15 protein-coding genes are annotated in these 16,187 nt (G+C 42.7%); 11 read left to right on the forward strand and 4 right to left on the reverse strand.

Annotation, left to right across the window (positions count from 1 at the left end; genetic code table 11):
* Nucleotides 1-100: 100 nt before the first annotated feature.
* Together CXM95_RS06535 and CXM95_RS06540 are read right to left on the reverse strand one after the other, a co-directional pair.
* Nucleotides 101-757, reverse strand: coding sequence for a DsbA family protein (locus CXM95_RS06535; protein ID WP_008379746.1), 657 nt, complete (start codon nt 755-757; stop codon nt 101-103).
* Nucleotides 758-862: 105 nt separating this feature from the next.
* On the reverse strand, nt 863-1,441 hold the full coding sequence (locus tag CXM95_RS06540) for a CYTH domain-containing protein (protein ID WP_008379748.1): 579 nt from the start codon (nt 1,439-1,441) through the stop codon (nt 863-865).
* Between the two features lie 196 nt (nt 1,442-1,637).
* Between CXM95_RS06540 and CXM95_RS06545 the strand changes: the two genes are divergently transcribed.
* Genes CXM95_RS06545 through mgtE form a run of 4 tightly spaced genes read left to right on the forward strand, consistent with a single transcriptional unit; the run spans nt 1,638 to nt 5,395 of the window.
* Nucleotides 1,638-2,306 carry a GTP pyrophosphokinase gene (locus CXM95_RS06545; RefSeq protein ID WP_005236729.1) on the forward strand — a complete coding sequence of 223 codons (669 nt, stop codon included), beginning with the start codon at nt 1,638-1,640 and terminating at the stop codon, nt 2,304-2,306.
* Between the two features lie 5 nt (nt 2,307-2,311).
* Nucleotides 2,312-3,109 carry an NAD kinase gene (locus CXM95_RS06550; protein WP_301280263.1) on the forward strand — a complete coding sequence of 266 codons (798 nt, stop codon included), beginning with the start codon at nt 2,312-2,314 and terminating at the stop codon, nt 3,107-3,109.
* Nucleotides 3,110-3,113: 4 nt separating this feature from the next.
* Complete coding sequence (locus CXM95_RS06555) at nt 3,114-4,013, forward strand: RluA family pseudouridine synthase (protein WP_101698925.1); 900 nt, start codon at nt 3,114-3,116, stop codon at nt 4,011-4,013.
* 17 nt (nt 4,014-4,030) lie between these two features.
* Nucleotides 4,031-5,395: a magnesium transporter gene (gene mgtE, locus CXM95_RS06560; RefSeq protein WP_005229714.1), complete on the forward strand. Its 1,365-nt coding sequence runs from the start codon at nt 4,031-4,033 to the stop codon at nt 5,393-5,395.
* Nucleotides 5,396-5,454: 59 nt separating this feature from the next.
* On the opposite strand, the gene CXM95_RS06565 is transcribed toward mgtE, so the two are convergent.
* Nucleotides 5,455-6,291: an AraC family transcriptional regulator gene (locus CXM95_RS06565; protein ID WP_005236722.1), complete on the reverse strand. Its 837-nt coding sequence runs from the start codon at nt 6,289-6,291 to the stop codon at nt 5,455-5,457.
* A gap of 144 nt (nt 6,292-6,435) precedes the next feature.
* On the opposite strand from CXM95_RS06565, the gene CXM95_RS06570 reads away from it, so the two are divergent.
* Together CXM95_RS06570 and CXM95_RS06575 are read left to right on the forward strand one after the other, a co-directional pair.
* Entirely contained in the window at nt 6,436-8,187 is a 1,752-nt protein-coding gene (locus tag CXM95_RS06570; protein WP_016613253.1) for an ABC transporter ATP-binding protein, read from the forward strand.
* Complete coding sequence (locus CXM95_RS06575; protein WP_005236718.1) at nt 8,174-9,955, forward strand: ABC transporter ATP-binding protein; 1,782 nt, start codon at nt 8,174-8,176, stop codon at nt 9,953-9,955. The genes CXM95_RS06570 and CXM95_RS06575 overlap by 14 nt, the downstream gene beginning before the upstream one ends.
* Nucleotides 9,956-10,030: 75 nt before the next feature.
* Here CXM95_RS06575 and CXM95_RS06580 read toward each other — a convergent pair whose 3' ends face one another.
* Nucleotides 10,031-10,672 carry a copper homeostasis protein CutC gene (locus CXM95_RS06580; RefSeq protein ID WP_016613255.1) on the reverse strand — a complete coding sequence of 214 codons (642 nt, stop codon included), beginning with the start codon at nt 10,670-10,672 and terminating at the stop codon, nt 10,031-10,033.
* Between the two features lie 102 nt (nt 10,673-10,774).
* Here CXM95_RS06580 and CXM95_RS06585 point away from each other — a divergent pair, with 102 nt between their 5' ends.
* The 5 genes from CXM95_RS06585 to CXM95_RS06605 all read left to right on the forward strand — a co-directional run bounded on the left by CXM95_RS06585 (nt 10,775) and on the right by CXM95_RS06605 (nt 16,150).
* Nucleotides 10,775-11,617 (forward strand): methyltransferase domain-containing protein, encoded by an 843-nt coding sequence (locus CXM95_RS06585; RefSeq protein ID WP_086299582.1) that lies wholly within the window; start codon nt 10,775-10,777, stop codon nt 11,615-11,617.
* 353 nt (nt 11,618-11,970) lie between these two features.
* Nucleotides 11,971-12,474: a tRNA (uridine(34)/cytosine(34)/5-carboxymethylaminomethyluridine(34)-2'-O)-methyltransferase TrmL gene (trmL, locus tag CXM95_RS06590; RefSeq protein ID WP_086299581.1), complete on the forward strand. Its 504-nt coding sequence runs from the start codon at nt 11,971-11,973 to the stop codon at nt 12,472-12,474.
* Nucleotides 12,475-12,491: 17 nt separating this feature from the next.
* The gene (locus CXM95_RS06595; protein WP_016621323.1) at nt 12,492-13,145 is read left to right on the forward strand and encodes a histidine phosphatase family protein; all 654 of its coding nucleotides are present in this window, start codon (nt 12,492-12,494) and stop codon (nt 13,143-13,145) included.
* 20 nt (nt 13,146-13,165) lie between these two features.
* Nucleotides 13,166-15,826, forward strand: coding sequence for an SF1B family DNA helicase RecD2 (gene recD2 / locus CXM95_RS06600; protein ID WP_086299580.1), 2,661 nt, complete (start codon nt 13,166-13,168; stop codon nt 15,824-15,826).
* Between the two features lie 96 nt (nt 15,827-15,922).
* The gene (locus CXM95_RS06605) at nt 15,923-16,150 is read left to right on the forward strand and encodes a hypothetical protein (RefSeq protein ID WP_005236708.1); all 228 of its coding nucleotides are present in this window, start codon (nt 15,923-15,925) and stop codon (nt 16,148-16,150) included.
* Nucleotides 16,151-16,187: the final 37 nt, after the last annotated feature.

Here is a 16,187-nt window from a genome sequence, read left to right on the forward strand (position 1 = left end):
TGTTTTTTTTTGTTCCTCCCGCAATGAAAAACGCTGCGCAGCGAGCCAAACACAAGATCATCGTTTGGCTCGCTGCGCAGCGTCGCTATTGAATAGGGTTTCATAAAAGAATCAACCCTCGATCAATTTCATGAATAGTGGAAAGTTTTGGTGCTTTCAAAGACTGAGCTTTTTGCATAAATGTATCGAGTTCTGTTGCTGTACCACAGACGAGAGGAAGACTTCTCAGTTCCTCTGATCCTTCTAAAAGGACCCCATATTCTTCTTCACTTGAAAAATCATACACCACAGCAGAAGGTGTGATCGTGATGCCCATGTCTTTCGCTACCCTCTGATCGGTGGCAAAGTTCTTTTTCACTAACTCAGATGTACGATCTTCTAGGAACATCTCTAAATCACCATTCGTTTCTGAAAATAGATCTTTCACTAAGGTGTCACAATATTCCTGTTTTTCGATCCCTATCCGTTGTTGCAATTTCAATAAGAAATCCCGAGCAATTTTTTTTCCTTGCAACTGGGCTGCTTTATAATCCAATGACGCAGCATAGATTTGGTTGGTCTGTTCATTTCGCAAGACCAAATCCGCCTTATTCATGGACAAATAGTCCATTGAAACACCTACGGAAAACAAGTTAACGAAAGGCAGGATCTGCAAATGGATTTTTTTGCGGCTCGTGTTTAATTTGTTGAGAATCTCTTTTTCGATATCATAACAAATAGGCCCAATCGGATTAATAAATAAAAAAAGTTCGATCATTTGAATCTCTCCCCAATTAAGATTCTTGAGTAACTTGAAAAACAAAATAAGTATGTTTTATTAAATATAGCAAAAAAACGCGAAAAAAGTAAGCAAAAGGGCATCCTACAATGATTTTTCTTCAACGGCTCGAATGATCTTGTTTTTTGCTGGTCGGTAAGGAACACCAAAAGAATGCAATAACGATTGAAAGGCAAATTTTCCTTGAATTGGCTCACTGACTTCTAGCTCTAACTCATAATCATGCTGTTGACCATACCAGCTTTCATCCAAAGCAAGTAATCCTTCATTGATCGGAAATTCCGCCCGTTTCGTTTTTAATGCTGCGATCATGTGTAATGAATCAGGTTCGATATTCGCTGCTTTTAAGCGTTGAGCAACCACACCTGTTTTTAAAATTTTTTCTGACGCGATCAATGACGCTGCGGTTTCGATTGTCAAAGGATCAGTCGTTTCTAACAGACCGTGTTCAATGGGGGTCTTTAGCGTTAATTCTGCATTGGTAGGAGTCGTGCGAATGCGTAAGCCAAAATGCTTTTCTCGCAGTTTAAAGTCTTGCGTATCAAAGTAATAATTGGTTTGCGTCTTGAAGGCTTTTTCTGACAATTTGTAATAAGCAAGCAACTGGTGGTATTCTTTTTCCGTCAACATTGTTTTATATTCAATCTCTACTTGTTCGACCATTGATTTTCACTCTCTTTCTATTGCAAACATAGTGTACGCTGTTTCAGCTATTCCGTCAAAGAAACTAAACAAAGAAAAGCGGAAACGATTGGGGCAGACAAAAAAATCTTTTGTTTCTGCACTTCTGTCCATTCAGTTTTATTCCAAGAGTATGGTAGAATAAGAGGTATGTTATGAACAGAATCGAGGGAGAAGAATGATTCGAGATTGGGAAGAATTCTTAGCGCCTTATGAACAGGCGGTTTCAGAATTAAAAGTAAAATTAAGAGGCATAAGAAAACAATATCGGGAACAAAACAAACATGTTCCCATTGAATTTGTCACGGGGCGTGTCAAGCCAGTAGATAGCATTTTAACAAAAAGCAAATTACGAGGAATCGCACTGGATCGTCTTGAAGAAGAAATGTCTGACATCGCCGGTTTGCGAATCATGTGTCAGTTTGTGGAAGACATTCACCAAGTCGTTGAACTGTTGCGGACACGTAAAGACATGAAAGTCATTATTGAACGTGACTATATTACCAATAAAAAAGTCAGTGGTTACCGCTCGTATCATCTGGTGATCGAGTATCCAGTTCAATTGATCGATGGAGAAAAAATTATCTTAGCAGAGGTACAAATTCGTACACTGGCGATGAACTTTTGGGCAACGATTGAACATTCATTGAACTACAAATACCAAGGGGAATTTCCCGATGAAATTAGCGAGCGACTACGACGTTCGGCAGAAGCAGCCTACCAGCTAGATGAAGAGATGTCTAATATTCGTGAAGAGATCCAAGAGGCACAGCGGTTGTTTTCTCATGGGAAAGGCAAACGCGGCGGACATGACACGCCCAAGTTGCCGAAGGAGGAATCAGAATGAAAGGCATCCGCGTGGCAATCGTCCATAATCAAGAAAGCAAGTCAGTAGAAGTGACGAAGCGTTTAACTGTCCTCCTGGAGCAGTCTGAAAACAAGATCGATCAAGAGAACCCTGAATTAGTGATCTCTGTTGGTGGAGATGGTACGCTTCTTTCTGCTTTTCACTTGTTCAACCATAAGTTAGACCAAGTACAATTTTTAGGGGTCCATACGGGACACCTCGGCTTTTATACAGATTGGCGTGACTATGAATTGGATGAATTGGTAGAGTCTTTATGCAATGACCATCAAAAGAGTGTCAGTTATCCTTTATTGGATGTCCGAATCACTTATGCAAATGGCAAACCAGACAAGCATTTCCTGGCATTGAACGAATCAACGATCAAACGCGGCAATCGCACCATGGTTGCCGATATTTCTATTAAAGAAGACCTCTTTGAAAAGTTTCGCGGGGATGGCCTCTCGATCTCAACGCCAACCGGCTCAACTGCCTATAACAAAAGTGTTGGTGGGGCAGTATTGCACCCAAGTATCAATGCGTTTCAATTAGCAGAGATTGCTTCTTTGAACAATCGCGTCTTTCGGACACTTGGATCACCGATCGTCGTGGGTCATCACGAGTGGGTCAAAGTGCAACTGCAACAAAGTACCGACTATTTAGTGACGATTGATCAATTTACCATCGAGCAAGAAGAAATCGACGCAATCTATTACCGGATTGCCGATGAACGGATTCATTTTGCGTCTTATCGGCATATGCATTTTTGGAATCGTGTCAAAGATTCCTTTATTGGAGAAGAATAAACTCATGGAATTTACGTATCAATATACCGGACAAGGGCAGCAAGTCAAATATTTTTTGAAGGAACAAGGAGTATCCAAAGGTCTGCTAGCGAAAATAAAATTTCAAGGCGGAAAGATATTTGTGAACGACCACGAGCAAAACGTCTTGTTTTCTTTGGCGCAAAATGATAGGGTAACTATTGTAATTCCTCCTGAAGGGGAACATGAAACGATGCTGGCTGATCCGACACCTATTGAGATTGTGTATGAAGATGCCCATCTGTTAATCGTGAATAAGCCGGCTGGCATCTCATCGATTCCTGCGCAATATCATCCGACTGGCACGATGGCCAATCGAGTCAAGGCCTACTATCAAGCGCTACACTATGAAGATCAAGTGATCCATGTAGTGACTCGCTTAGACCGTGACACATCAGGATTGATGCTTTTTGCAAAACACGGCTTTGCCCATGCGAAGCTGGATAGCCAGTTACGGAAGAAGCAAGTTGTTAAAAAATATCAAGCCCTCGTTGCGGGAGATCTTTCCGCATTATCCGCCCATAGCGAGATCGATTTGCCTATCGCTAGGGACCTGACCTCGCTTTTGAAACGCAAGGTCAGTGAAGAAGGAAAAGAGGCACGTACGGAGTATTGGCTAAAACAGCGCAATTCAGATTGCGCATTAGTCGACATTCAACTACACACAGGCCGGACACATCAAATAAGGGTCCATTTTTCTGCAATCGGTTGTCCCTTACTAGGAGACGAGATGTATGGGGGACCAATGGCTTTTGGGATCAGACGACAGGCACTTCATTGCTGTCAGCTGCAATTCCAGCATCCCTTTACGAATGAACCGTTGGCTTTTGAACTGCCTTTACCTGCAGACATGGCCGCTGTTTGTTCAGCTATCGATAAGCAATAACAAATGAGGTGAAGAGATTGGATGAAAATCAAGAATTAACCGAACGATTTGATCAACTGAATCAAGCACTAAAAGACAATGATATCCAGGGATTTCGTGAGGCATTCTTGGATCTGCATATCTACGAGCAGGGTCAATTCTACCAATCTCTAGAAGCAGACGATCGACAAATCGTCTATACGTATCTATCGCCGAAAGAATTGGCAGACATGTTTGACGTCATTGAAGAAGACGATGAAAACATGGTGGACTATCTTTCAGAAATGCGGCCGGCATATGCTGCAACGATGTTAGCAGAGATGTATACCGATAATGCTGTCGATCTACTGAATACATTGGACAAGAAACAAACGGCCAAATATTTGAGTCTGATGACTGCTGAAGCCGCTAGCGAGATCAAAGAACTATTGCATTATGAAGATGAAACAGCTGGATCATTGATGACAACCGAGTTTGTTTCCATTGTTGCCAACCAAACGGTTCGTTCAGCGATGTATGTCTTAAAAAATGCCGCAGATGTTGCTGAGACGATTTATTATATTTACGTCGTGGATACCGACAACAAACTTGTGGGCGTTATTTCTTTAAGAGACTTGATCATCAATGATGAAGATACCATGATTGCTGATATTTTGAACGAGCGGGTGATGTCGGTTCATGTTGGAGATGACCAAGAGGATGTCGCTCAGACCTTCCGGGATTATGACTTTCTCGCATTGCCAGTCACCGATTATGACGATCACCTATTAGGGATCGTGACCGTCGATGATATCATCGACGTTATCGATGATGAAGCAGCCAGTGATTACTCGGGTTTGGCAGGGGTCAATGTAGAAGAAGTCAGTGAAAACCCGATCAAAGCTTCTTCGAGAAGGTTACCTTGGCTCATCACCTTACTCTTTCTCGGAATGGCAACCGCCAGTTTAATCAGCCATTATGAAGAGTTAGTTAGTGAAGCAAGTATTCTCGCCGTCTTTATCTCACTGATCACCGGAACTGCCGGCAATGCCGGTACCCAATCTTTAGCGGTAGCCGTACGCCGCTTGGCGATCAATGATGATAAAGAAAATAGCTTTATGAAAACAGTGGTCGGTGAGGTGCTTACAGGACTTTTCACAGGAGCTATTACCGGATTGACGATTTTTGCTATTGTGGCTGTCTGGAAACAAAATCCGATTCTAGGGTTTGTGATCGGGATGGCTATGATGTGTGCCATCACAGTAGCCAACTTAGCGGGAAGTTTGATTCCGATGCTAATGGATAAGCTTGGGTTTGATCCGGCAGTGGCGAGCGGTCCGTTTATTACGACCCTCAGTGATTTGACCAGTGTTTTGATCTATTTCAATATTGCCAGTCTTTTTATGAACTATTTTATTCAATGAATAAAAAATAAAAGCAAGCCGATGATTTTTCTTCGAGTGAAGAATCATTGGCTTGCTTTTTAATTTTTTGGTTTTGGCAACACCCCAGAAGGAGAGACGCCATAAAGTTTTTTAAAAGACTTGCTAAAGTGATAGGCATCTTGATAGCCAACTGCAGAGGCGACTTCCTTGATCGTGAGGTTGTCATTTTTTAGCATGTCTTTGGCGCGTTTTAGGCGGATTTCTATCAAATAGTTAATGGGGCTGACCCCTGTCGCTTCTTTAAAAATCTTGGAAAGGTACGTCGGGCTGAGAAATTGATCTTGTGCCAGTTTTTCCAAGGTGATTTCTTCTTTATAATGATTTTCCAAATAATAGACGGTATAGTTGACGATTTGTTGTTGTCTTCTTTGGCTTTTGGAAAGGTAAGGAACGACATTGATGTGGTCTTCATTTAGTCCGCGTAAAATATAGACGAGCATCTCCATCAAGACAGCTTTTTGCATCAACTGAAACTCATCCCGCTCTTCACTGCTTTCTCGCACCAACTGCCACGCTTTTTCCAAAACTTGATGATGGTATTTGCCTAATTCTAACAATGGGTGCTTGTTGGGGAAAAAATTTCGCTTGAATCCTTCCAAGGAAATATTCTTCAGTCCAATATGCAACTGGTGGGAGCGAGTGCCTTTAGGCTGTAACTCGCAGTGGTCGACACCAGGATTAAAAAGCATGACACTGCCAGCACGAATTTTCTTCGCTGGTTCTTTTTCAAAATAATACGTACTTTCTCCTTCTAACAAGACGCTGATTTCTAAAAAGTCATGATGGTGCATTTCTCCATGACTTTCTGCTTGCGTCCATGGGTCAAAGAGATAGATGATTTCGGGATTGAAGGTTCGAGGGTTAACTAAATTCATGGCTGATTCACTCCAATTGGGTGCCCATCTCCGATAAAAAAAGGGAATGGTGCTTCTTACTAATATTTTACATCAAAATGAGTAAGAAAAACCATTCAAATCGCTTTTCAAAACGCTAAGCTTAACAACGAGAGGGGGAATTAGATGAGTAATACACAATGGATCTGGCGCTATGCCAAAAAGAACCGCGGAAAAATCATATTGGCGATCCTGTTTTTAGTGATCAATGCAGCGCTGATCATTGTTAATCCGTACTTGGGAGGAATGGTGATCGATGATGTCATCAATCAGCAAAAAACGCACTTATTGATTCCATTACTGTTGATCATGATCGCAACGACCGTCATTCGCACCATTGTCCGCTATAGTTATCAAATTTTATTTGAACGGGTCGGACAAAATACGCTATACGATTTACGGGAAGACTTGTATCAGAAACTGCAGGAATTGGATTTCGACTTTTTTAATCACACACGGGTTGGAGATATTATGGCACGAATGACCGGGGATACTGATGCCATACGCCACTTTGTTTCTTGGGTGACCTATAATATCGCTGAATGTATCTTGTGGTTCTTTTCTGCGGTGGTGGTCATGAGCTTTATTGATTGGAAATTGATGTTGACATTGGTGGCTGTCACACCGATCATTTTTCTGTTGACGAATCGCATGTCTAAAAAAGCACACCCACTGTTTTTTGATATTCGTGAGAGCTTTTCGCGCTTGAACTCAATGGTAGAAGAAAATATTGGCGGCAATCGGGTGGTGAAAGCTTTTGCTCGTGAAAATTTTGAGATCGAAAAATTTCGCTCGTACAACGAAGATTTTAAGACCCGCAACATGGCATCTGCCAAAGTTTCCCGCACTTATCTGCCATGGCTTGATGGCTTAGCAGGAAGTTTGTCAGTCATTGCCTTAGTCTTAGGCGGAATTTTCGTAATCAATGGGGAGATGACATTAGGTGATCTCGTTGCATTTAATGGCTATCTATGGATGTTGAATAACCCTATGCGTATGAGCGGTTGGTTGATCAACGATGTTCAGCGATTTTCTGCAGCTTGTATCAAAATTCGACAAATGCTAGCACAAGAATCGAAAATACCGGTTCACAAACAAGAAAAATTAGAACCGATCAATGGGTTTGTGGAATTCAAAGATGTCTCGTTCCACTTTTCAGATGACCCGGATCAAAATGTGTTGGAAAACATCAACTTCACCATCGGGCCGGGACAAACGTTAGGGATTTTAGGCGAAACCGGCTCAGGAAAAACGACCTTAGTGAATTTAGTCGGACGTTTTTATGACCCGACTGAAGGGGAAGTATTGATTGATGGAAAAAATGCCAAAGAGTATCCTGTGCGCCAAATGCGGGAAAACATTTCAATGGTGATGCAAGATGTCTTCTTGTTTTCTAATACCATCTCTGACAATATTGCTTTTGGAAATCCTTTAGCAGATGAAGGCTTTATTCGGCAAATGGCCGTAGTCGCCGATGCAGATACCTTTATTTCTCGAATGCCTCAAGGCTACGAGACGATTGTCGGTGAACGAGGCGTCGGACTTTCTGGCGGACAAAAACAACGGATCTCTCTTGCGAGGGCCTTAGCCAAAGATCCATCGATCTTGATTTTGGATGACACGACGTCTGCCGTCGATATGGAGACAGAATCGAAGATCCAACAAGAGCTGACAAAATTAACAGGAGAGAAAACGACGTTCATCATTGCGCATCGCATCTCCTCCGTTCGAGAAGCCGATCAGATCTTGATGATGGAAAAAGGGCGGGTCGTTGAACAAGGCACCCACGAAGAACTTGTCAAACTGCGAGGTAAATACTATGAAGTGTATCAAAAACAATTAGGTTTGTCAGGAGGTGAAGACGATGGCGAGAAATAAATTTGATGTGGATGAGGAATTAGACCAGGAATTTAGCTGGAAGGATTTCAAGCGTTTGTCCCAATACGTCGTACCGTATAAAAAAAGTATTGGAAAAGTACTATTTACGATCATCCTAGCAAACTTAGCAGGAATGCTGGCGCCCGTTTTCACGAAGATCGCTATCGACTCATCGATTCCTGAGAAAAATGTCAATCAATTGCTGCTTTTAGGAGCTGCCTTTTTAGTGACCTTGATCGTTATTGGCGTCTGCATGCGTTATCGTATTTACCATATCACGAATATTGGGCAAGATGTTTTGAAGGATATGCGCTTTGATATTTTTGAACATCTGCAGCGGCTGCCGTTTTCTTATTTTGATACAAGGCCCCATGGCAAGATCTTGATCCGCATCGTAAACTACATCAATACACTGAGTGACCTGTTGAGTAATGGCCTGATCAATTTGATTTCCGATGTTTTCAACGTCATCATCACCTTGATCTTTATGTTTGCGATCGACTTCAAATTGACCCTATATTCCCTTGCGTTGCTGCCAATTTTGTTCATCATGGTGATGGTAATCAAAAATAACCAGCGCAAAGCCTATCAGGAGTTGAGTAATAAACAGTCCAATTTAAATGCTTACATTCATGAAAGTATTGCCGGCATCAAGATTACCCAATCCTTCGCACGGGAAGAAGAAAATGCAGAGATTTTCCAAGAAGTCAGCAATGATTATCGGACTTCCTGGATGAAAGCTGTCAAAATTCAGTTTCTCATGTGGCCTGGGGTGCAAAACATTTCAGTCATTACGACTTGTTTGATTTATTTTGTCGGCATTCGCCAAATTGGTGTCGCTGTCAGCACAGGTACTCTGATCGCTTTTATCAGTTATATCAATAATTTCTGGAATCCAGTCATCAATATCGGGAATTTTTATAATTCTTTGATTACAGCAACAGCCTATCTTGAACGGATTTTTGAAACGATGGATGAAGTCCCAGATATCGAAGACAAACCAGATGCAAAAGTATTGCCGACGATGAAAGGGACCGTTGATTTTGAACACGTGACCTTCCGATACGAAGAAGGCAAAAACATTCTTTCTGATGTCAATTTCCACATCGAACCCGGGGAAAGCATTGCCTTGGTTGGCCCTACTGGTGCAGGGAAGACCACGATCATCAATTTGCTGAGCCGCTTTTATGATGTCAATGAAGGCAGTGTTAAAGTAGATGGGATGGACGTTCGTGACGTGACGCTGGAATCGCTGCGTTCACAAATGGGGGTCATGCTGCAAGATACTTTTATTTTCTCAGGAACGATCATAGAGAATATTCGCTATGGAAAATTAGATGCAACAGAAGAAGAGATCATCGAAGCAGCGAAAATCGTCCGTGCTCACGACTTTATCACGGAGTTGAAAGACGGCTATCAAACCGTCGTCGAAGAACGAGGAAGCACTTTATCTGCAGGGCAACGGCAACTGATTTCCTTTGCCCGAGCGTTGTTGGCTGATCCAAAAATTTTGATCTTAGATGAAGCGACCTCAAGTATCGATACGAAGACAGAAGAATTGCTGCAAGAAGGATTGTTGAAGCTGTTAGAAGGCAGAACCTCCTTTATCATTGCTCACCGGCTGTCCACGATCAAAAATTCTGATCGAATCTTTTACGTGGCGGGGGGAACGATCGCTGAATCTGGTAACCATGATCAGCTAATGGCACAAAAAGGCTTGTACCACCATTTGTATCAATCACAATACGACTTACTGCAAGCCATATAAAAAGAATCCCCACAAATGATGCGTTACCATCGTTTGTGGGGGTTTCTTTGCGTGATTCTTTTGTGTCCCTCAATCTCAATCGTTAAGGTCAACGATTCTGGTTCCATGAACTTCTTTTACACCTAGTATATCAGCAACTTGTTGGGCATTTTCATAGGAAATGCCACCGCCAGGTAAGATCGTTAAACGCTCACCAGCATAGGCGATCAATTCTTTCAGACGATCGAAATTTGCTTCGATAGGGGTGCCTGCAGTACCACCATGGGTCAAAATCCGCTGTACGCCATGCTCAGCTAACCAATCGATCGCCTTGAATTGACGCGCTGCAGGAATCGCGTCGAATGCCATGTGAAAAGTAACCTGCAAGCCTTCTGCAGTTTCTAACAATAGCTCCAATGCTTCTTCGTCCAACCAACCGCTAGGTGTTAAGCAACCTAGAACAACGCCGTCTGTTCCTAATTTTTTTGCTTCGATCAAGTCGGTATGCATGATTTTCAATTCTGTATCATTGTAAACAAAATCACCGCCTCGAGGTCGAATGATCGTCATAACGGGTATTCCTTTTTCGCCAGCATATTGCAGGACTTCTTCTTGCACGCCGGTACTTGGTGTTGTTCCGCCGACTGCTAAATTATCACAGAGTTCGATGCGTTGGGCACCTCGGGCGATTGCTAAGGGAATATTGGTATAATTTTCTGCACAAAATTCTTTTAACATGATTTACCTCCAATAGATGGGTGTTCAATTGATTTGTTATTCTATCCACTAGCATTCTACCACAAGAATATGCTAAAGTAGAGCAGAGATGAGGGAAGTTGAATGTTAAAAAAAATCGATCGCGGGCGCCTTTTTTTAAACGCCCATTATCACTTATTTGAATGTCCGTTGTGCCGCCAAGCATTTTTCCCGACCGAAAATGGCTTAGTTTGTCCAAATCGTCATCGATTTGACTTATCAAAGAAAGGCACACTTTTCTTTTTGGATCATCAAGTTAAAGCAGATTATGATCAAGCACTGTTTTTGCCGCGTCAACGTATGATCGCTAGCGGCATGTATGCACCAGTCCTTGAGACCATCAAAGCAGCTTTGGGGGATGCTGAGTATCTTTTAGATGTCGGTTGCGGTGAAGGCAGTTTCCTTGCACAGATGGTCAATGAAAAGACCCAAGCGGCTGTCGGTTTTGATATAGCCAAAGACGGGGTCTATCTAGCTACCAATCAAAACGTACCCGCTTTTTGGTGTGTGGCGGATCTGACTAAGTTACCGTTTGCTGAAGCGAGCTTTGATACGATTTTCAATCTGTTTTCACCGTCAAATTACGGGGAGTTCAACCGCATTCTAAAAAAGGGTGGCCAGTTGATCAAAGTCGTCCCAGCAGCGGATTATTTAAAAGAACTACGAGCCGCTTTTTATCCTGATGACGAAACAAAACAGCAGTATTCGAATGAACGGGTCGTTAGCAAATTTTTTGAACACTATCCCACCGCATCCCGTCAAAGAGTAACGCATGTTTTTGCGATTCCTGAAGAATATCGGCAAGATTTACTTGCCATGTCGCCGTTAGAGTGGGGGGCTTCGGAGGAAAGGAAAGAAAAGCTGCGTCAAACCCCTTTGGCACAGATAACTGTTGATGTTGAGGTGTTGATTGCGAAAATTTCCTGAAAATATTTTGAACTTTTTTGTTATTTACTCTTGCAATCATGCCATGGGAGTGATATATTGTTCTCAAGTCATTTTTCATTGGTTTTTATCAGGTTCCTGTTCTGATAAAAGTTAGTGAAAAGAGCTTCACTAACGTAACGACTCGCAGTGATCGACACCGAGTTGGTACGTTTTTTTTATGCCCAAAAAAGCACACAAAAAATGTTGTTTCTAGAAAAACAAGTGTGCCAAAATATGGTACTATAGAAGTTATTGAAGAAGCTATTGAGAATGAAATGGAAAACGTAAGGTGTAAAAACACAAATCAATGCGAGAACCGATCGGCAATATCCGATCGAAAGGAGTTTTTATCTATGAATCACATCGTTCTTTTTGAACCTCAGATCCCGGCCAATACGGGGAACATTGCACGTACTTGTGCAGCAACAAATACTCATTTACACTTAATAGAGCCACTAGGCTTTTCAACGGATGACAAGCAATTGAAGCGGGCAGGACTTGATTATTGGCATGATGTCAATATCACCTATCACAAAGATTTGGCTACTTTTATGGACTTTTTAGGAGAGCGTCCGTTGTACCTGATCTCGAAATTTGCCAATCGCGTGTATTCTGACGTCGATTACACCGCAGATGATGATCAGTTCTTTATTTTTGGGAAAGAAACGACGGGGCTTCCGGAAAGCTTTATGCGTGAGCATGCCGAAAAATGCCTACGCATTCCGATGAATGATGAGCATGTTCGTTCCCTAAATCTATCAAATACGGCTGCTTTGATCATTTATGAAGTTTTGCGGCAGCAAGGCTTCCCACATCTGGAATTGACACACCATTATGAGAACGACAAACTAGATTAAGAAACGAGGCTTGTTCGATGCAATTATACTTTACCCGTCACGGAAAAACAGAGTGGAACCAAGCGCGCCGCTTTCAAGGGATGCTAGGGGATTCACCGTTATTGCCGGAAAGTCATGAAGAGATCAAACTGCTCGGTGATCATCTGGCTGCTATTCCTTTTGAGAAGATTTATTCAAGCACGTCTTTACGAGCAAAAGTAACTGCCCAAGAGATCCAAACAAGGCTCCATCACCCTGTTGAAATTATTTATAATGAGAACCTGCGTGAGATCGGACTTGGTGAATTAGAAGGACGTTCTATCGATGAAATGCATGAGAAGTATCCTCAACAATTGACTGATCTGCGTAATCATCTTGATCGCTACGATCCCAGTGCCTTTAAGGGAGAGCCGATCCAAGAAACATTGAGCCGGATCGAGACCGTCGTCATGGATGCGGTGATGCAGCATGAAGGCCCATTATTGTTCGTCGGTCATGGGGCATCCTTTACGGCTGCTATCCAGTGGCTTGCAGGCAAACCATTAGCCGAATTAAGAGAGCAAGGTGGATTAGTCAATAACAGCGTTAGCTTATTAGAGACGAATGAACAAAAAGTATTGCCTTTTGAACTAAAAGTTTGGAATGAAGCAAGCTTTTTAAGCAATCAGGCAGGATTAGACGCTTTATTGTAAACCATGAAAGGAGCGGCACCATGATTCCAGAAAGAACGTTTTTTGTCGGCCATGTTGCCGCCATCTTTTTCCAGAATCCCAGCAATTTTTATAAAGTACTATTAGTTAAAGTCACTGAGAATAATGCCGACTACAAAGACTCGGAGATCGTCGTTACTGGTAGTTTCGGCGAAATCCAAGAAGAGGAAAAGTATCGGTTTTTTGGTGAGCTGGTCAATCATCCCAAGTATGGCGTCCAGTTGAAGGCCGAAAGCTACCAACAAGAACAACCGACCTCTGAACAAGGGTTGATCGCCTACCTTTCTGGAGAAAAATTTCCTGGGATCGGCAAGAAGACCGCTGAAAAAATCGTTGATCTTTTAGGAGAAGAAGCGATCGACCGGATGCTGGAAGAACCGGCATTGTTGGAGCAGATTCCAGGGTTAAATGAAAGTAAGCAAAAAATGATTTTAGATACCGTTCGGCAAAACCATGGGATGGATCAAGTAATCGTTGGCTTGAGTCGCTATGGCTTTGGTAGCCAGCTATCTTTTGCTATCTATCAAGCCTACAAAAATGAGGCGCTATCCATTATTGAGGAGAATCCATATCAGCTGGTGGAAGACATTGAAGGCATTGGCTTTAAACGCGCAGATGGCATCGCTGAACAGCTGGGTATCGAAGCTTCGTCACCGCAACGGTTTCGAGCGGCGGTCTTGCATCAAATCTTCGCCCAGTCCTTGCAGACGGGCAATACCTTTATCCACGCCCAAGATTTGTTAGAGCAGACACTGCGCCTATTAGAAACGAGCCGCCCCATTGAGATTGCGCCTGACGATTTGGCATCAACGATCATTCATCTAGTGGAAGAAGGAAAGATCCAACAAGAAGAAACCCGTTTATATGAAAATAGTTTGTACTTTTCTGAATGGGGAATTGCCAGTTCCATCGAACGCTTGCTTTCCCGCAAAAAAGAAATCGTCTATCCTGAGAAAAAAATCAGTAAAACGTTACGTAAAATAGAAAAGCACTTAGGCATCACCTATGGTTCCTCGCAAGAAGAAGCGATCAAAGAAGCAATCCGATCGCCATTGTTTATTTTGACAGGTGGCCCAGGTACTGGGAAAACAACAGTGATCAATGGGATCGTACAATTATTTGCTGAGTTGAACGATTTGGACTTAGAACCATCAAAATACAGCGACGAAACCTTTCCGATTCTCTTGGCAGCACCGACTGGTCGAGCCGCCAAACGGATGAACGAAACGACTGGTTTGCCAAGTGGTACGATCCATCGTTTGTTAGGATTGAATGGCCGTGAAAAAGCACCATCGATTAGTCCCAAAGAGTTAGAAGGCGGTTTACTGATCGTCGATGAGATGTCAATGGTCGATACGTGGTTGGCGAATACGCTCTTTAAGTCGATCCCTACAAACATGCAAGTGATTTTTGTGGGGGATAAAGATCAGCTTCCTTCTGTGGGACCAGGACAAGTCCTTCATGATTTGCTAGCGATCGATGCGATTCCGAAACAAGAATTGACGGAAATCTATCGTCAAGGAGATGGATCAAGTATTATTCCACTGGCCCACGCCATCAAAAACGGGCAGCTGCCTGCTGATTTTACACAAAACCAAAAAGATCGTTCTTTCTTTGCGTGTGATGCGTACAAGATCGAACCGTTGATCGCTCAGATCGTGAAACGGGCGAAAGACAAAGGTTATACGCCGCAAGATATTCAAGTGTTGGCGCCGATGTATCGTGGGGCAGCTGGGATCGATGCTCTGAATAAAATGATGCAAGAGATTTTTAACCCCAACGATGGAACCAAAAAAGAGGTCACCTTCAATGATACGGTGTATCGTATCGGCGATAAGGTCTTGCAGTTGGTAAACTCTCCTGAAGATAACGTGTTTAATGGCGATATGGGCCAAATCGTTGGGATCACTCTAGCCAAACAGTCGGAAGACAAGGTTGACGAACTGGTCATTCAATTTGATGCCAATGAAGTGACCTATAAGCGTAATGAATGGAACAAGATCACATTATCCTACTGTTGTTCGATCCATAAATCCCAAGGTAGTGAATTTCAAATGGTTATTTTGCCGATGGTTCATCAATACCAGCGTATGCTGCAGCGCAATTTGCTATATACCGCTGTGACTCGCAGCAAAGAGATGCTGATTTTACTTGGTGAACTGCAAGCCTACCAAACCTGTGTCAGTCACGAATCTGCCACTCGCTTAACGACATTAAAAGAACGTATCAATGGCACGGAAGAAATGACGCCGCTGCAACGGGCGAAATTGGCTCAGTTTGAGGAAGCCGATGATCCGTTTTATAATGATTCCTCTGAGAACACGAAGGCAAAAATGGTAGCTTCGAAGCCAAAGGAAAATCCCAGCACTGAAGCTGCTGCTAACCAGCAAGCGACAGAAAAGTCACCAGATAGTGGGTTGGACTTGTTTGCTTTTGCCGAGCCTGAGCCGTCGGCATCAAATCAGACAGAAACGGCCAAGCCTCTGTCAGGGGATAAGGTCCTAAGTGAAGGGACTACGGGGGAAGAAGCACTCATCGAAGAAACGCAAAACGATGGTGTGCTGACCTTAACGATGGTCAAAAAGCATTTAGTAGATCCAATGATTGGGATGAAGGACTGTTCTCCGTACGACTTTATGCCCGTAAAAAACGAGGGATTATAACGATGAGAAAATGCTAAAAATGGGTTGTTAGTGAGCGCTTTCTTTTGGTTTTTCAGCTTCTTATGCTAAGCTGAAATCAAAAGGAGGCGTTACATTATGGCGAAAGAAACTGAAGATAAATTAGCAAAACTCGCAAAAGAATCTGGCAACGACTTTAAGAAATTGGATGAGATGGAAAAAGAATTTAAATTAGATGAAAGCCCTGATGCAGAACGAGGCGAACGGGAAGAATCAGGATTAGAAAAAACGTTAGATAAGGCGCCGATTTTCCCGCCTAACACACCAAATAACCCAACGAATCCTGGCAGTCCTGGAAATCCATGATTTTCTACCAAGAAGAAACCAACTGTTGAATAATCGA

The sequence above is a fragment of the Enterococcus sp. CR-Ec1 genome (assembly GCF_002850555.1).
GTDB lineage: Bacteria > Bacillota > Bacilli > Lactobacillales > Enterococcaceae > Enterococcus_D > Enterococcus_D entomosocium.

Coding starts and splice junctions, on each gene's coding strand:
- CXM95_RS06535 (WP_008379746.1), bottom strand. CDS start 757: ATGATCGAACTTTTTTTATTTATTAATCCGATTGGGCCTATTTGTTAT.
- CXM95_RS06540 (WP_008379748.1), bottom strand. CDS start 1,441: ATGGTCGAACAAGTAGAGATTGAATATAAAACAATGTTGACGGAAAAA.
- CXM95_RS06545 (WP_005236729.1), top strand. CDS start 1,638: ATGATTCGAGATTGGGAAGAATTCTTAGCGCCTTATGAACAGGCGGTT.
- CXM95_RS06555 (WP_101698925.1), top strand. CDS start 3,114: ATGGAATTTACGTATCAATATACCGGACAAGGGCAGCAAGTCAAATAT.
- CXM95_RS06565 (WP_005236722.1), bottom strand. CDS start 6,291: ATGAATTTAGTTAACCCTCGAACCTTCAATCCCGAAATCATCTATCTC.
- CXM95_RS06570 (WP_016613253.1), top strand. CDS start 6,436: ATGAGTAATACACAATGGATCTGGCGCTATGCCAAAAAGAACCGCGGA.
- CXM95_RS06575 (WP_005236718.1), top strand. CDS start 8,174: ATGGCGAGAAATAAATTTGATGTGGATGAGGAATTAGACCAGGAATTT.
- CXM95_RS06580 (WP_016613255.1), bottom strand. CDS start 10,672: ATGTTAAAAGAATTTTGTGCAGAAAATTATACCAATATTCCCTTAGCA.
- CXM95_RS06585 (WP_086299582.1), top strand. CDS start 10,775: ATGTTAAAAAAAATCGATCGCGGGCGCCTTTTTTTAAACGCCCATTAT.
- trmL (WP_086299581.1), top strand. CDS start 11,971: ATGAATCACATCGTTCTTTTTGAACCTCAGATCCCGGCCAATACGGGG.
- CXM95_RS06595 (WP_016621323.1), top strand. CDS start 12,492: ATGCAATTATACTTTACCCGTCACGGAAAAACAGAGTGGAACCAAGCG.
- recD2 (WP_086299580.1), top strand. CDS start 13,166: ATGATTCCAGAAAGAACGTTTTTTGTCGGCCATGTTGCCGCCATCTTT.
- CXM95_RS06605 (WP_005236708.1), top strand. CDS start 15,923: ATGGCGAAAGAAACTGAAGATAAATTAGCAAAACTCGCAAAAGAATCT.